16 protein-coding genes and 1 pseudogene are annotated in these 14,741 nt (G+C 39.2%); 4 read left to right on the top strand and 13 right to left on the bottom strand.

The genetic code is table 11. The features are described from left to right. Nucleotides 1-137: 137 nt before the first annotated feature. The 7 genes from ACKTT2_RS09955 to ACKTT2_RS09925 form a co-directional block, all read right to left on the bottom strand. Complete coding sequence (locus ACKTT2_RS09955; RefSeq protein WP_407886211.1) at nucleotides 138-743, bottom strand: hypothetical protein; 606 nt, start codon at nucleotides 741-743, stop codon at nucleotides 138-140. A gap of 112 nt (nucleotides 744-855) precedes the next feature. Then, nucleotides 856-1,341, bottom strand: a complete 486-nt coding sequence (locus ACKTT2_RS09950) for a PAAR domain-containing protein (RefSeq protein WP_407886209.1) — start codon at nucleotides 1,339-1,341, stop codon at nucleotides 856-858. A 64-nt stretch (nucleotides 1,342-1,405) separates the two neighbouring features. Then, nucleotides 1,406-3,187, bottom strand: coding sequence for a VgrG-related protein (locus tag ACKTT2_RS09945; protein WP_407886207.1), 1,782 nt, complete (start codon nucleotides 3,185-3,187; stop codon nucleotides 1,406-1,408). A gap of 5 nt (nucleotides 3,188-3,192) precedes the next feature. After that, nucleotides 3,193-3,771: a CIS tube protein gene (locus tag ACKTT2_RS09940; protein ID WP_407886205.1), complete on the bottom strand. Its 579-nt coding sequence runs from the start codon at nucleotides 3,769-3,771 to the stop codon at nucleotides 3,193-3,195. Nucleotides 3,772-4,052: 281 nt separating this feature from the next. Next, nucleotides 4,053-7,076, bottom strand: coding sequence for a hypothetical protein (locus ACKTT2_RS09935; RefSeq protein WP_407886203.1), 3,024 nt, complete (start codon nucleotides 7,074-7,076; stop codon nucleotides 4,053-4,055). A 138-nt stretch (nucleotides 7,077-7,214) separates the two neighbouring features. Further along, nucleotides 7,215-7,739 carry a phage tail protein gene (locus tag ACKTT2_RS09930; protein WP_407886201.1) on the bottom strand — a complete coding sequence of 175 codons (525 nt, stop codon included), beginning with the start codon at nucleotides 7,737-7,739 and terminating at the stop codon, nucleotides 7,215-7,217. A 2-nt stretch (nucleotides 7,740-7,741) separates the two neighbouring features. Beyond that, a complete protein-coding gene (locus ACKTT2_RS09925; protein ID WP_407886199.1) occupies nucleotides 7,742-7,978 on the bottom strand; it encodes a hypothetical protein in 237 nt (78 codons plus the stop codon). Between the two features lie 185 nt (nucleotides 7,979-8,163). Here ACKTT2_RS09925 and ACKTT2_RS09920 point away from each other — a divergent pair, with 185 nt between their 5' ends. Then, a complete protein-coding gene (locus ACKTT2_RS09920; protein ID WP_407886197.1) occupies nucleotides 8,164-8,436 on the top strand; it encodes a type II toxin-antitoxin system prevent-host-death family antitoxin in 273 nt (90 codons plus the stop codon). An 8-nt stretch (nucleotides 8,437-8,444) separates the two neighbouring features. Further along, nucleotides 8,445-8,726 (top strand): type II toxin-antitoxin system RelE family toxin, encoded by a 282-nt coding sequence (locus ACKTT2_RS09915; RefSeq protein ID WP_407886195.1) that lies wholly within the window; start codon nucleotides 8,445-8,447, stop codon nucleotides 8,724-8,726. Nucleotides 8,727-8,864: 138 nt separating this feature from the next. Here ACKTT2_RS09915 and ACKTT2_RS09910 read toward each other — a convergent pair whose 3' ends face one another. The 6 genes from ACKTT2_RS09910 to ACKTT2_RS09885 form a co-directional block, all read right to left on the bottom strand. After that, entirely contained in the window at nucleotides 8,865-10,691 is a 1,827-nt protein-coding gene (locus ACKTT2_RS09910; protein WP_407886192.1) for an eCIS core domain-containing protein, read from the bottom strand. Between the two features lie 341 nt (nucleotides 10,692-11,032). After that, nucleotides 11,033-11,437: a type II toxin-antitoxin system VapC family toxin gene (locus tag ACKTT2_RS09905; protein ID WP_407886190.1), complete on the bottom strand. Its 405-nt coding sequence runs from the start codon at nucleotides 11,435-11,437 to the stop codon at nucleotides 11,033-11,035. After that, complete coding sequence (locus ACKTT2_RS09900) at nucleotides 11,434-11,661, bottom strand: AbrB/MazE/SpoVT family DNA-binding domain-containing protein (RefSeq protein WP_407886188.1); 228 nt, start codon at nucleotides 11,659-11,661, stop codon at nucleotides 11,434-11,436. Before ACKTT2_RS09900 ends, ACKTT2_RS09905 begins: the two co-directional genes overlap by 4 nt. A gap of 168 nt (nucleotides 11,662-11,829) precedes the next feature. Further along, on the bottom strand, nucleotides 11,830-12,471 hold the full coding sequence (locus ACKTT2_RS09895) for a restriction endonuclease subunit R (protein ID WP_407886186.1): 642 nt from the start codon (nucleotides 12,469-12,471) through the stop codon (nucleotides 11,830-11,832). 438 nt (nucleotides 12,472-12,909) lie between these two features. Beyond that, nucleotides 12,910-13,311 carry a type II toxin-antitoxin system VapC family toxin gene (locus ACKTT2_RS09890; RefSeq protein ID WP_407886184.1) on the bottom strand — a complete coding sequence of 134 codons (402 nt, stop codon included), beginning with the start codon at nucleotides 13,309-13,311 and terminating at the stop codon, nucleotides 12,910-12,912. Beyond that, on the bottom strand, nucleotides 13,295-13,585 hold the full coding sequence (locus ACKTT2_RS09885) for a type II toxin-antitoxin system Phd/YefM family antitoxin (RefSeq protein WP_407886182.1): 291 nt from the start codon (nucleotides 13,583-13,585) through the stop codon (nucleotides 13,295-13,297). The genes ACKTT2_RS09890 and ACKTT2_RS09885 overlap by 17 nt, the downstream gene beginning before the upstream one ends. 429 nt (nucleotides 13,586-14,014) lie before the next feature. Between ACKTT2_RS09885 and ACKTT2_RS09880 the strand changes: the two are divergent. Together ACKTT2_RS09880 and ACKTT2_RS09875 are read left to right on the top strand one after the other, a co-directional pair. Continuing rightward, nucleotides 14,015-14,314, top strand: a pseudogene (locus tag ACKTT2_RS09880) (type II toxin-antitoxin system HigB family toxin). After that, nucleotides 14,298-14,726 carry a helix-turn-helix domain-containing protein gene (locus ACKTT2_RS09875; protein ID WP_407886180.1) on the top strand — a complete coding sequence of 143 codons (429 nt, stop codon included), beginning with the start codon at nucleotides 14,298-14,300 and terminating at the stop codon, nucleotides 14,724-14,726. Before ACKTT2_RS09880 ends, ACKTT2_RS09875 begins: the two are co-directional and overlap by 17 nt. Nucleotides 14,727-14,741: the final 15 nt, after the last annotated feature.

Genomic DNA, 14,741 nt, shown 5'->3' with positions numbered 1-14,741 from the left:
GGGCGGCTCATAAAGACTTAAATTTATGAAGTTTGCAACTCCTCTATTATATGCAGCTTCATATTAAATTGGTATGAGCAGGCATCGGCATTATTTAAGCACAGACTGCTTCTATTATAAAAAATTTTAAAATTACTTCATTCCACAATTCCTACTAAAATCCTCATTAAATCTTCCAAATCATCAGGAATTCTGTATAGCGAAACATCCTGAAAAATCTGCTGCTTTGTTTTTTCTAAGCGTCCAAAGCGCCAAGCATCACCAATTGTCACTGCACCATAAAATACATTACCTTCTTCAACTTCGGAAATTGCAATGAGTTCTACTGCAAGCTGTGTAAATCCTCTTGTTAAATCATCATTTTTCGCTTCAACTACCAACAACCCTGGATGAAGTTTAAGAAAGTAATCTAAATTGCCCTTTAGCCAGTTGTTTACTGACAATGGGTACTCGATTCGTAGTTGACATTGACAATATCGAGCAACTTCCAGCAATGTAGGCGCTACAAGTGTCTCACGTCGTGCAGTCTCGCTGCTCAAACTCACTAGCGGTAAAGACTCTTCTATTCGCTGTCGCAATTCTTGCAACCGCTCTAAATTGCGATCGCTACGTGGTAATTCAAGACGTGTTTTCACCAAAGCATAGCCTAATTCCGCCAATATTTCGTCTGCCTCATAAGGCATCTCAAAATAGGAGCGAAAAGTGTAGGATTGTCCCTCTTGCAAAATAGGACGGCGAGTCATAACTTTTGTGTTTGTGGCTACACATGAAAGTACTATTTAATTTTAGCGTTGTCACTTAAATCATAATCACACAGGTAAAACCAGCTAAATATTCTCTCAATCCAAAATGGTCTTATCCACCCACTAGGACTGTAACCTCACCTACAGCAATCTTGTTTACACTTGTGGTTTCTTGAATAGTATCACCCGCTCGACAAGCAGGAAGACCATTGATTAAAACTGTTTGGCTACCATCAATAACTACACCTGCACCATCGGGAACTAAGACTTTCACTACTGGACAGGTATGAATATCGGCAGTAAAACTAGCTATTAGCTTAGCCATGTTCTGTGCTGCTTCGGTAATGGTTTTCTCAAGGTTTTTGGCGGCGGCGGGAGCAGCTGGTGTTCCGGAGGCTAAAGTAACTTTTACCTGAGCTTCGGCAATATCTTCCACGCCTTTAGTGAAGGTTTGAACTAACATCGCAGCTTGGGTTGCAGAAATACCGCGCCATGCTGGTTTTTTACCAATCATCACGTTCATGCTACCAGGTCCCACGGTTAACGGACTACCGTGATCTGTCATATCTCCTACACGAGCAGCAAATCTACCAGGCATAATACGATTTTGGATTTTGGATTTTGGATTTTGGATTGGGAAACTATTACCGTTACATAATCCGTTAGTTGAGGTAAATCATTGCGCCGTTGACAGTAATTGTACCGTTAGCTTTTATCTCAATATTACCTTGAGCTTTTAACGACAGATTACCTGTAGAATTGACTGAAATCGATTGACCGCGATCGCTCATCGTTACTTTATGACCGCCATTAGTTTCAATTTCCACACAGGCATCACTATCATTTAAATACACTTTATGACCGCTTGCTGTTTCCACGCGCACGCCAGTTTTACTACCGCCTTTATCCTCTTCCACAAACTGTAAAGTATGACCGATGCGAGTTTTAAAGGTACGTAATCGCACTTTACCTCGTTGAATTGAGTCATCTACCTTTTCTGGAGGTGCATCTTTCCCGTTCCACACGCCACCAATGACATAAGGACGATGGATATCACCATGCTCAAAGCCAACTAAAACCTCATCATTGATTTCTGGCAAACAGTCAAATCCTCTTGCATTAGCAGCTCCGGGGGCTACTATTCTAGCCCAATTACTAGCATGGTCTTCAGTAAGTGTGGGAAATTTAACCTTGACTCGACCCCAACCCTTGGGGTCTTTGTTATCAGTAACAATTCCTACCAAGAAAGTCTGACCTGGTTGTAAATGAGTTGGTGGTGCTAGGGTTGTCAGCAAGCTACCAGCACGTAGTCCCCGAACGCTGAATTCTGTGGTATAGATTCTTTGACTGTAGGAATGACGTGTTTCAGTAACATAATACTTGCCATTGAAGCGAGCGCCCATATCTTTGAGTTCAATAACTCGTCCCGGTCTTAGATTGGGATTCCCTTCGGCTTTAGCATCAGCATAAACAAATTCTCCTCCGAGTTCATCACACAAAGCTTGAGCCATTGCTTCGGCGTGTTTTGCTACAAACACGGGTTGGTCTACAACTGTCATTTTTGGAGGCTTTTTATTAAGATTAAATTCGGTGCTAGTGCTACTTCCTAGTTTATTTCCAGTTTCTGTAACTACCCGTTCCGAACGAGCTGTTGAGGTAATTAATTTTTTTTGAGTGTAGTCCCAGGTACGTACTTCTACTGCACTAACTTGCTCAGCGCTAGAAACTCTTACACTAAAGCTGAGAATATCTTTTAACCACTTCAATTTTAAAGGGGTTTCTCCAGCTCCTGGTTTGCGAAAATGCAGTTCGCTACGAATGTCTGATTCACCTTGTTGGACGCATTTAATGAATAATTCAAAGCCAATGCGAGCCGCACGTTCTCTCAGAAATTCCATGTTAGTTTGATTTTCTTGGAAAATATATTCATGGGGCGGTCCGCTATCATCTACCTTAGCTGTTATTCCTACTTCTTGAGCAATTTTCTTGATGATATCGCTATCGGTTTCATTTAAAAAAGAACGATTATAGCGTCCTCTATGTAGACGATGAGAAACATCATAGCCTCGAATGACAATTGGAGCTTCAGATTTATTAGTAAAGTGAACTTCAATCCCTGTGATTTCACCCTCAATTAAATATCCTATTTCTTCTTGTTTAAATGCATTATCTTCTGTAGTACTGGAGCTGAAACCAATTTTTATTTTATGACCAATTGCGATCGCATCTTCATGACGCCAAGGTTGGTTCTGACCATCGCTACTAGTAGGAAGATAACTATTATGCAATACCAACGTAAACATTGCTGGTAAATGCAGACTTTCTTCCACTGTAATTTGCATTATATCTTTCATTAACTCTAGTGGTGCATCTGACCAAGCAGCACCAGAAGAAATTTTAAGTAACGGACGGCAAATATAACGGCTAGCTGTTGCAGTAGACATAAGTATTAGTATGAAGATTGCTCTGATTCAGGAACAAAGAAAGTACTTGGCTGGGTTGCAGAAGCACGGTTTTTTCTAGCTGCAATGGAGTCTTTTTGACGATTGTTCCCCTTAGAAGCAGATTGATGGTCTCCAGGAGGATTTTCTTTATCAACTTCTTGTAGAGATATATCGACTATTGCACGTACTGGTGTGCCATTAGCTAAGAATTTATCTATTTTGTAGCTGAGACTAAGCATAACGCAAGGAAAAGATTTTTTGTCACCCCATACTAAAATATAAACAGGAGGGCGTTTATCTTTTCCATCGGGAGATTCAACTCCTTTTTTAATATTTTTTATATATTGCTCGATCACTGATTTTCTTGTTTCATAAGTATCAAACACAATTTGACTCAGTGTGAGTTTATAAGGTTCGACTCCAGAAAAGTTAACTTTTGGTAATGTAGTATTTCCTCTATTCCCAGGGTCATTTTCCCATTTACAATTTCTTTGAAAACTTAACTGTGTAGGGTTAAACATGAACTCAATCGTTGGTGCTTCTCCTGTATAAAATGCCATAAGCTTGGCTTTTTCTAAAGGCATTTTTATGTCTCCTTTTTTAAGCACGGTGTTCGCACAAGTCTGAAATAGCTAATAGACCGAGGTTTTAGTCTTCGTTTTACCCCACCCTAACCCTCCCCTTGCAAAGGGGAGGGAACTTATTGTTCTGTTTCCCCCCAATACATCGGGGGGATTAAGGGGGGTAAATTTTTTAAGGAGGTGGGGGGGATCTACAAAACGTGAAATCCCCGAAATACCATTGAGATTGCGTAAGTCCTGCAATAAAAAACTTCACAGCTCTAGGTAGTCATGAGTCAGAGGTATTACCAAGGTAAGCGTCCAGAGTAGATACCATGACGTTCTCGCTCAATCTCTAGACGTTGGCGCAATCGAGTATAAATCTCGCGAGCCAAATTTTCTATATCGGGAACGTTAACATCATTAGAATTAGAAGTAAATTGTTCTATCGTTTCTGCGAGCAATGGTGTATTTGCATCAGTAATCTGTGTAGGTGCAGTTACTTCACCTCCATCTGCAAAATATTGAATTGGAGCCTTTTGATGAACTAAGTTTTTTGTTGGTTTTGAAACATTAGGTGTTTGTGAATCGTTACTTTGAAATTGCAGGTCTGTCAAATTGAAAGATGTAAAATTATCTTGATTTTCATCTCGATGGGTAAAATTCAATAAATCCTCAACACTTGACCATTGAGCGATTGCATCATAGTTTGAATTCATCGAAGGCTGAGGAGGTGTTGATTTTTTTTGCCTAAAAATGAGAGGAGTCGATGAATAGTTAGTGGAAGATGTACTTTTAACAGATGTTGTGTTGTTTAATTTATCTGACTGAATCGAGCGCAGCAAGACAGAAATATTTTTTTGGTTGCTATTTGATAAATTAGTAGATACATTTAGAGATTTGAATACAGTTGCTAAGCTAGTATCAAAATTTTGCTCTTCTGCTCGACTGTCAGCAATATCGACTTTAGTAGAATTTTCTTTTTTTCGTTGAACTGTTAGAGGTTCTGCAGAAATTCGAGTTAAATTCTCCGCCTTACCACCACTGTTAATATGACGCAGTAAGTTAAGGTTTTTTTGTGCATCTGTAGCATTAACTACAAACTCACCTGGGGTCAGCATGGCTGGTACAACATCAGAAGGCGCTATTTGTTGATTAGCTAAATTTGCTGAGACTTCAACTTCACCGCCTACTGCAAACCCTTGAAGTATTGGCAGTTTTTCTCCAGTGCGATCGTCAAATAATTCAATTAGTAAAGTGTTATTCTCTACCGACATATTAGGTTTTTCCTGAGTTGACAAAAAATCTGTAGCACTTCCTACTTGATTTTCTGCTACGCTATTATTCTCTAAGTTAGATGCGGGAGATTCTACCAAACTCGGTATCGTTTGTATAGGCTGAGATGTGGTTCTTTCTGAGCAAACGTCCAATAGAGGAGCGATAGAATTAGTCACTAAAGACCCATTTTGAGGTTCTGTAGGTACAATATGTGTAGTATTTTCTATTTCTGTGTTTGCAGTATTGCTGATAGATGTAGTTTCATCCTTGTGTTGCGCTAAGGTATCTGCAAATTCAGAGAAAACATCATTTTGTTCTAGTGGTGTATTAGAGCTAGAATTTATAACTTCAGAGGAAATCTCAGTTGGTAGCGCTCTGGTGACTATTTTTGTTTCGATGTCTTCTTTTTTCCGACTAATAGTGAATTTATCATCTTGAGCTACTAAGGAGGAATTTTCTATAATTCCATGATTTTGTGTAGAGTTATCTAGAATTTTACTGGGTTGAGTTTTTCCGCGATCGCTAATATTGTTTTTAGTACTAATTTCCGATTTTGAAGTATTTTCTTCTTCCAACTGAGAAGTCAAGTCTGAAGTCGTTTGATTTTGAGTATTTGGAGAAAATCTGATGCTATGATAGGGGTTAACTACTAAGTCTTGTGGTGGCGGTTCTTCTAGTAGAGAATGGGTAGCGGTTTCTTCTTCAGTTTCTGCTATTTCGTTGATGATAGTAGATGAAGCTTTTTGGGCTGGTGTTATTTGTATAGGGTCAGATGCAATTGTCGTTGAGCCTATCTCTGATGTGAAATTAGGACTGCGATCCTCTACTAAAGCCTCATCTACCAGAAATTCATTTGGTAAAACATCCGCGATATTCGTGAGAGTTTGTCTTTGAATCTGTGAATCTTCATCAGACTCTCTAAAAATCCTTTCTAAGCTAATTGCTTGAGAATTTATAGGGTCTTGTATATTTGCATCTGCTGAGTTAGAGTCAGACACAAAATATATATTTTCTGAATCTTTAACTGTAGTTAACTCTTCAGTAGGAATTGAGGTCTGTAATAAAGTTGAGTCGTTCTCCAATATTTTTGAGTTAGTCTGTGGAGACGGAACAATATTTGATAATTGTTTCTTTTGCTTTCCTTGTTTTTTAGTTTTAGTATTTGATTTTTTGCTTTCACTATTTTGGATAGATTTTTTAGCAGTAGGTCTTATTTCTGTACCTTCGTTATCTTGGATAAATTTTTTAGCAATAGGTTTGATTTCTATACTTTCGCTATTTTGGGTAGATTTATTAGTAATAGGTCTTTTTTCTATACTTTCGCTAGCTTGGATGGATTGTTTAGCAGTAGGTATTGTCTCTGTATCGATTACATTGATATTACTAAATTCAATATCTTCTAATAAAGTGGGTAAACTATGTTGAACATCACTAATGTTTAACCGATTTAAAACTTGAGAATCGGCTACAGTAGGTGAGTCTTCGGAAACTTTTATCAAATCATTGGTATTTACACGATTGATAGTGCTGACTTCATCAGTGGAATAGTTAATCCTTTCGTTTACCGGAGATATATTCTTTGTTGATTTAGAGCTAGATTTAGCTTTTGATTTTGAAGTTCGAGATTTTTTAGTTGATTTTTGAGGGTTTATTTCAGTTTGCTGGTTTAACTCTTGGCTTTCTACTTTATCGAGTAAGCTATTTGTAAAAGTAATTGTTTTGGCTTCAAGAGGATGATTATCTTGAATTTTGGCTTCTTGTCTGCTCGCTTCTAAGAATTCGGGGTTAATAAATGTAATTTTACTATCCCACTCATTAGTATCCCATTCATTGAATAGTTTACTTCGACTGATTAGTGGAAATAGATCTGCATATTTGACTAAGGGTACAAACGATGTTAATCGCATCCCTTTCATAGTAACTAATGGATTGGTAATATTTTGAGACAAAAGAGTATGAGATTTTTGTAGTAATAATTTATTTGTCAAAAATAAATTATTTTCTCTACTCAAAGGTTTGACTACATTAATAAAATTTTTAATTATTTGCATTAGTTGCTAAAACTCTTGGTATAGCTTACTAGGTAATATAACAATTCCCTCTTGTGTGAGGTAGATATTGAATTAACCGCAGATGAACGCAGACGAACGCTGACAAATTTGTACTTTAATAGGTTAGAAAATACTATATCATCTGCTAGAGAAAAAACCTGACTTATCCAAACGTGTCGTTGAATTTCCTCCTCCTCCTTCTTTACCAAATTGTAAGCCTTCGTAAGCTAGAGTTATTTCTTCAATAGCAACAGCATTACCATCTGCTTGCAACGTTGGTGTTTTAAATGCGATAGGAATAGCACCAATGAGAGTCCAACTTTTCATTGTCTCACCTGCTTGGTTAAAGACAAGAATATTTACATTGCGCCGACTTGTCGGTGTTTGTTCGTTAAAAATTTGAGTCATCCAGTTCCAAAACACTGGGTCATTTGTCATACCACGTTTGAGGGTTATATCTGCAAATTCTGTGGTTCCTAAATAAATTCTTTGCTGGTCATTGACGCCACCTTCGTAGTAGATATTTTTCTTAATTTGAAAACTTAACCCCGTGCATTCAGTAAAAGAAGCCGTAATAGCACTATCTATTTCTACATAGAAACGATTGGTGGTAACATAATTTAATTCATGAACAATATTGCCATTATTATTGTAATCAGCCATTACTACCACCTTGTCGAACCATAGTTTCTTACCCTCTCACGTTGCGATCGCATATCTTCTAGTAGTAGTTCGTAAACGCGATCGCACAGTTTGTCCATTAATAACGAGTCACTAAGATCGAAGCTAGCAGCAGATACTACTTTAGTAGCCTCATCTGTCACAGGTGTAGCAGCGTATCCAGCAGTACCGCCAAAGTCTTCAGTGGGAGCTAGAGATGGTTGTATATGATTTGAGTCCATAACCAAAAAAACCGTACTCAATTCCAGACTAAAGCTACTTTGCCAGAATCAGAACTAGCCAAAGGTCGAACTTGACTTTCGGCTAGTGTTGTTAAACCAAATGCGCGTCTACGTACTTTTGAAAACCGAACTCCTTTGAGCGATGGTACAGTAAGATGTAGTTAAAAGTTATTGATATTGGAAAAATGCAGCGTTTTTCTGTTACAGAAATCCAAAATATTCATAGTGAAGTTTTAAACCAAGCTGCTGTTGAGCCTGTTTTGCTAACAAAGGAATCGCAACCTAGCTATGTGATTATGTCAGCTGAAAACTACGAGCAATTGATGAATCGACTTACTCAATTAGAAGATTTGATTATGGGTCAACAAGCCGAAGCTGCACTCTCCAACTCGCGGATGGTTGGTACAGAAACTTTTACAGCAGAACTTAAGCGTTTAGCCGCACTTGATGATATATAGTATCTAGTATGGCAAAACTTGATGGTCTTGAGACGGTTCTTAATTTTCTCAAAGGTTTACAGCCCAAAATTGCCGCCCAAATTGCTAAAAAAGTAATGTCTTTGAATGTTGACCCTTTACCTGCAGATTATAAGGAATTAGCTGGTTATAGAGGATATTATCGTGTAGATTCTGGAGAATACCGCATTATTTACCGCTTTGATGCTGATGCGGATTTGGTTGAGGTGATTTTGGTGGGAAAGCGTAATGATGACGAAGTATACAATCAACTTAAGCGTTTATTAAGCTGATTGTAATAAGGATAGTACTTTTCCTGTAGAACTCTACACTAACGCGCTTTGCGTTCCCACAAACCCATACAAACACGAACTGACTTGTCAGCGCTTATACTATCATTTTAATTAAGCCTACAGGAAAGGAATAGCCTTTTAAGAAGGAAGGTTGATAGGAAATGGTGGAACTGGCTTAGGTACTTTGGGTGACATAGACCATTCAGGCATGGCTGTTGCTTCTTTAAGAGCTTCCAAGAAAGTTACACCGTGTTCTGGTTTAATATCCATACCACCAGACATAATCCGTCCATCTGATCCTCGTGCGACTCCATGACCAAACTCTGATTGGACTAAATTGCTATGCTTTGGTTCGCTTGGCTTTTGAGTGTCATAATATTCGTCATCTAGTCCTAGCATATGACCTGCTTCATGAGCTGCCGGAATTTGTGTTCCACCCGACTTTCGTGTTTGCTCTAAATCACGGCTATCTAGTTTTGCACTTCCTGCAGAATAACCGAAGAATACTCCTTTTTCAGGTCTTTTAACTTTGCTAACAGGTGATTTGTCTAAACGACTTTGAGTTTTGCTAACATCGAGAACAAAATGTTCACCTTCGTCTACTACTGTGAACTTAACACTAACTTTTGCTATAATATTTTCCCACCAATCCTTCTGACAATAGAAAACATGATTTCCTGAAGACCAGGTACTCGAAGCAGTTTGAATAAATTTAGTTTTCCAATCATCCTTCTCGCTCCGATCGTTCCAAGTAAGTTCCCCTTTATATGCCTTTGGAAAATCTCGAACACTGCCATTAACAAAGTTAAATTTACACTTACAGATAATTTGTAGAGTCCTGTCAGATCCTGGAGTGTAAATCGCATCAAACATACCTAGTCCAGTTGTAGGTTGAAAATTCTTTGATGCATAAGTTTTTGCAATAAATTTGCCCGATTCTTTTAAGGCATCCTGGTAATCTTCCCATGCATCAAGTTCTGCTTCCCCCGGTCGATTATTTAGAGCATCCCCGATAACATTACGAATATCTGTAATCCAACCTCCATATAAACCAACAGGAGCAGACTGTAACACTTGCAACTTTTGTCCGGCAATTACTTGACTTGCCAGTGTATTTGATTCTCGCTCGACCACACCACTTAAAAAGTTTGCTGTCAAGTCCGTTTGTTGTTTTCTTGTACTATGAGCTTGCTGCACCACATGGGTTAACTCATGAGCAGTTAACTCATCGTTAGCAGGAGTCTTTCCCGCACCAAAGTAAATATCACTACCATGCGTAAATGCCTGAGCATTCAAATCCTGATTCATCTGAATCGCTTCGCTACCCGTATATACCCGCACCTGACTAAAATCAGCACCAAAACGCGGCTCCATGAAGGAGCGCACGTCATCTGGCAATGGGCTTCCTCCACCTGCACTACCATTCAACCGACTCTCAAGATTGTTACCACCTAGGAAACTCCCATTAGTAGTGCGTTGAAGCGATCGCTTGGTTTGTAAATCTTTTTCCTCTTCTGATATTGTCTCCCTTTGCACCAAGGGAGTTATCCCATCTGCTAAAGGCTTGGTTTGCACTTCCTCTTCTGGTTCCTCTATAGTCATCTTCTGTTGCACAGCAGAATCAGGTATCGACATGACTTGAATTGCCATCTTGTCGGCTTCCTGCTCGTATTTATCCCCAGGTGCTCCTACAGTCAACTTAGTCTGAATTGGTTGTGAAGACATTCTTGAAGGATGAAATAAAGATATTTTGGCAAGCTCATGACCAGGAAATTGTGTTTTTTCTCCTATCTCTGGTGTTAGAGGTACATTTTGTTGAGATTGTCTCTCAACCGAAGCAAATGGTCGCTGGTCTAATTGCGACCTTTGAACTTGCGATCGCTCATTACCAAAAGTGCGTGGAGCAAATTGATATTCTGGTGTTGAGCTACCTGACGAAGTTTTTCTTTGTATTTTTTCTCGCATAATACTTTACTCTACTTTTCTCAAAAATTTGCCTTGCTCATATTACATAACTATCCCAAAACAAAAATTAAGTTTTAATTAATACTACTAGTAGCAGTAGTCATACAGAAAGTAAGAATAGTCCCAATCCCAAGGAATAGGCAGTGTCTACCTTAATTGCAAAGGCGATCGCCTGTTGACTCGTGCCACAACTAAAAAATTTATCCTCAATCTTAGGCTAAAGGCACTGTGCCAGAATCAGAATTAGCCAAAGGTCGAACTTGACTTTCAGCTAGTTTTGTAGATCTAAATACGTATGTACGAGCAACGGATGGTGAGGGTGTTGGGGAAGCTAGAACATCTTATGGGTTAATCAGCTGAACGTTCGGGAAGTAGGTACGGTATCGCCTTACGTCTCGGGTTAGAAGAGGCAATTCAGCAACGACGGCATGAGCACCGATATAGAAGTCAGGTAGCGGAGAACGCCTTTCGCCCCCTCGCCGACGATACTCCAAAAAGCATTGCCCCGCCAGAAATGCTGCCTTGTAGGGCAATGAATCGCGACGAAAAAACTCGGGAGGAATCACAGCTTCCAACGCTTCAATCTGCTTGAAGCCCACAGAAATTTCGGCGTAGATAATTGGGTTAATGACTAAAATTCCTCGATTGGCATATTCTGCCAACATTTGAGCAGACCATTCAAACCACTGAGGATCTTCCGTGACAACATCCAGAATGACATTGCTATCCACCAATACGTCAGTCACTCGTCTCCTCGGGTAAGCTGCAAAATCTCATCAGTTCCTAAACCACTAGTTGCTTTACCACGCATCATTTGAATCAGGGAAATTCCTCGCTCAGAAGGTGGCTTTTTACGAAGCTCAAGAGTGTCACCCATCACCTCAAATTGGATCTCTGTACCAGGGAGGAGTCCGAGTTGTTCTCGAATGTCGGGAGGAATGGTAATTTGTCCTTCTGCATTGATTTGCATAGTGCTCACAAAATTGGATTGACGCCTACTCAGTTATATAATAATAGAGAAATTGTCATCACTCAATTTGGAGTGACAGACTCATTAATGTAGCTGCTTCGTTGGGTGGTGTCATGGCGCGTGTCAGTCAGTGATTTCTGGTATTGTGACTGATAGCTATGCGATCGCTCATGCTTGAGTAATTGCCAACTCAATCAAGTGTTTGAGGATTTTCAAAACATCATACAAATTATTTTTTTGATTATTAATTCCGAATAAATCAGAAGTTCCGTACTGAGGAATTTCGCCTTTTAGTAATTTGACAAACAGGAAACTTCCACCATTGGTAATCATGCCAAAGCAAGAATTATTTGGGTTTGTACGATCGAGTATATAGGCAAGAATTTGAGCTAGCCCTGCTTCAACAGATAACTTAGCCTGTTTGGATTCAATCACCATTACCCAAAGCTTATCCTTCAGCACTAGAGTATCCAAATTACCTTTGGTAATGATTGACTTCTCCTCATCTTCAACTGAAATTTCAACGTTTTTCTCGGCTCGTAGATCGAAGGGTGATAAATAAAATTGCCCAGTAAAGAGCAGTGGAGAAATAACCGCTAGGTTTATAGGTTTTTCCAACAAAGGTGGCTTTTTGAGTAAGTTAAAATAACCAGCCTTGATTCGATCGAGCAATTGCCTTTGCCACTCGCTCAGTTCCGGCAAATCTCTCTGCCACTCATAAAAAAATTGTGGCTCTTCAACTCTTTGGAGTTGGAAGATCGTTTCCAATTCTATAAGGGAAATTTCTTTTGCTTGAATTGTTTGTAGCATAGTCAAGAAATAGAGCAAGTAAGATGAAGAGGGAAAATAATTGCCTACCAATCGTTCTAGGTTTTATCTGTCAATTTTCTTTGTGTTAGAGGTAAAATAAGTTTAGGTAAACTTATACTACCATAGAACACATATACTTAAAAAATAGTCTTTTACGCTCAACTGATGACAGATGTTTTGAAAGCCCTAAAATCTGCTAAGGTCAACGGGTAGCTGTTCAGTTAAGTATGGCAGCTTGGGAGATTTTGCTTAAGTGGGTGGAAAACCAAGAAGATGCAGTAATAGTTAAAGCTGCTCTTCCAAAGTTAGCAGAATTCCGCTTTGATTCGGAGAGTTGAGAGTGGTTTGATTGGGATACGGGTTGAGGAACAATGGGACGACAATTGAGGCTAGCTAATAATAGTCTTAGGTTATCTTATCGATAATGCATTCCTGTCTTTATGATTCAGTGAATGGATTTAAGATGGAAATCTGACAGTTTTCAAAATCGCGGCTATTGCGCGTTATCAGAGTTAGTTGGTGAATATGAGCGGTTGCAGCGATTAGCATATCTGCCTGGGAGCGAGGTTTCCCTTGATTCCTCAAGCGCTCTCGCAACTCACTAGAGTATTGGGCAATTTCAGGGGTAATTGGAATGACATGGCAGTTAGTAGCCAGAAATCCTTGGAACCAGGTTTGAATTCTAGCGTTTGGTTTTGAGGCTAAGCAGTAAAGGATTTCCTCTAGAGTGATGACACTCAACGAGATCGATGAAACAGTCGTACTCCAGTGTAGTACGACTGGATTTGGTTGAGGTCGAGCTAATTCGCTGATAATGTTGGTATCACAAATATTGGTCATGAGAGCTTTCGACAAAGGGATTGGAGCGATCGTGGCGAGGAGGCACTTCTAGGTGATAGTTTTCCTCAGCACAAATTCCACGTAATTCTGTGAAAGCATCTGCTAAAGAGGGTTTCTGGCGTTGCTGCTGCCAAAGAAGGAATTCCTGAAAAACGTCAGCTTTTACAACAGCTGCAACCAGTTGGTTTCGATCGTAAATAAGCTGAGGTTCCTCAACAACAGCATCGATTAGTTCAGAGAACTTTTGTTTTGCTTCCTCAAGTTTCCAGGGCATATATCTTGTAAGCTAGACACTATAGCAGTTCTCACTTGAATGAAGTACAGATTTATCTCCGTCCATCTGCTACAGGCTGCGGTTCCATAAATTTTTTATGTATTGTACCCAAGTGAGAACCGCTATATTAATCTAAATTGTAGACTCACCAAGTTGACAAAACCTTTGCCAAGCAGAATTGCTTTTCGGATTTCCACAATCCCTACTTGCATTTGAAGACAATAAACGTGCCGCGCTCGCACTTGCGGAATGTGGGAGTATCTACACACGAGCATAGTGGCAACGATCAACACAAAGCAAAAATCTTCTAAACTACAAGGATTGGGCATCATTCCATCGGTTTAAAGCAACAGGTAGCGCTCGCCAAAAATGTTTGACATTTTACATTCATTTTAAGACAATAAGATTATAATAAACCTTAACAATTTAATGCACGTAATCAGTCGTAAAAAACTGAGAGAGTTTTGGTAGCAACACGCGGATTCTTATGATGCACTCGATAATTGATATAAAGCAGCAAGTAAGGCAAACTGGTCTAATCTGATTGAAGTACAAGTAATTTACCCAACAGCAGAGGCAGTAAGCAATTTTACGGTTTTTAACATTAAGGGGAACAAGTATCGCTTAATAGTAAATATTATTTATGCTGAAGCTACAATTTTTATTAAATATGTTTTAACTCACGCTGAATACGATAAAGATAAGTGGAAAAATGACCCTTACTATTAATCCAGAAATTTATGCAAATAAATTGGCTGAGTATCAACCAAAGGTAATTAAAACTGATGAAGAAAATGAGCGTGCGATAAGCCGGGTACGGCTTGCGCCAAGGGCGATCGCAATAGCTGAGGAACTAGCACATCGTCAAAACAAAACAGCAGAAGAATCTGCTTTATTTGAACTTTTGATTGCTTTAATCGAAAAATATGAGGATGAGCAATACCCAATGGGTAAGTCAAGCCCTCATTCTATGCTCCTGCATTTGATGGAAGCTCGTAACTTAAAGCAGATCGATCTAGTTAGGATTCTTGGTTCAAGTGGGGTAACATCGGAAGTTGTTAGCGGTCGGCGAGAGATTGGTAAAGTACAAGCTCAAGCTTTAGGCGAGTTTTTTCAGGTCGATCCTGGGTTATTTATTTGATATGGGGAAATGCTT

The organism is Scytonema hankhaensis NUACC26, assembly GCF_045865695.1.
Classification (GTDB): Bacteria; Cyanobacteriota; Cyanobacteriia; order Cyanobacteriales; family Nostocaceae; genus Scytonema.
Note: the sequence above shows the minus strand (reverse complement) of the source record. Positions and strands in the feature narration are given on the sequence as shown.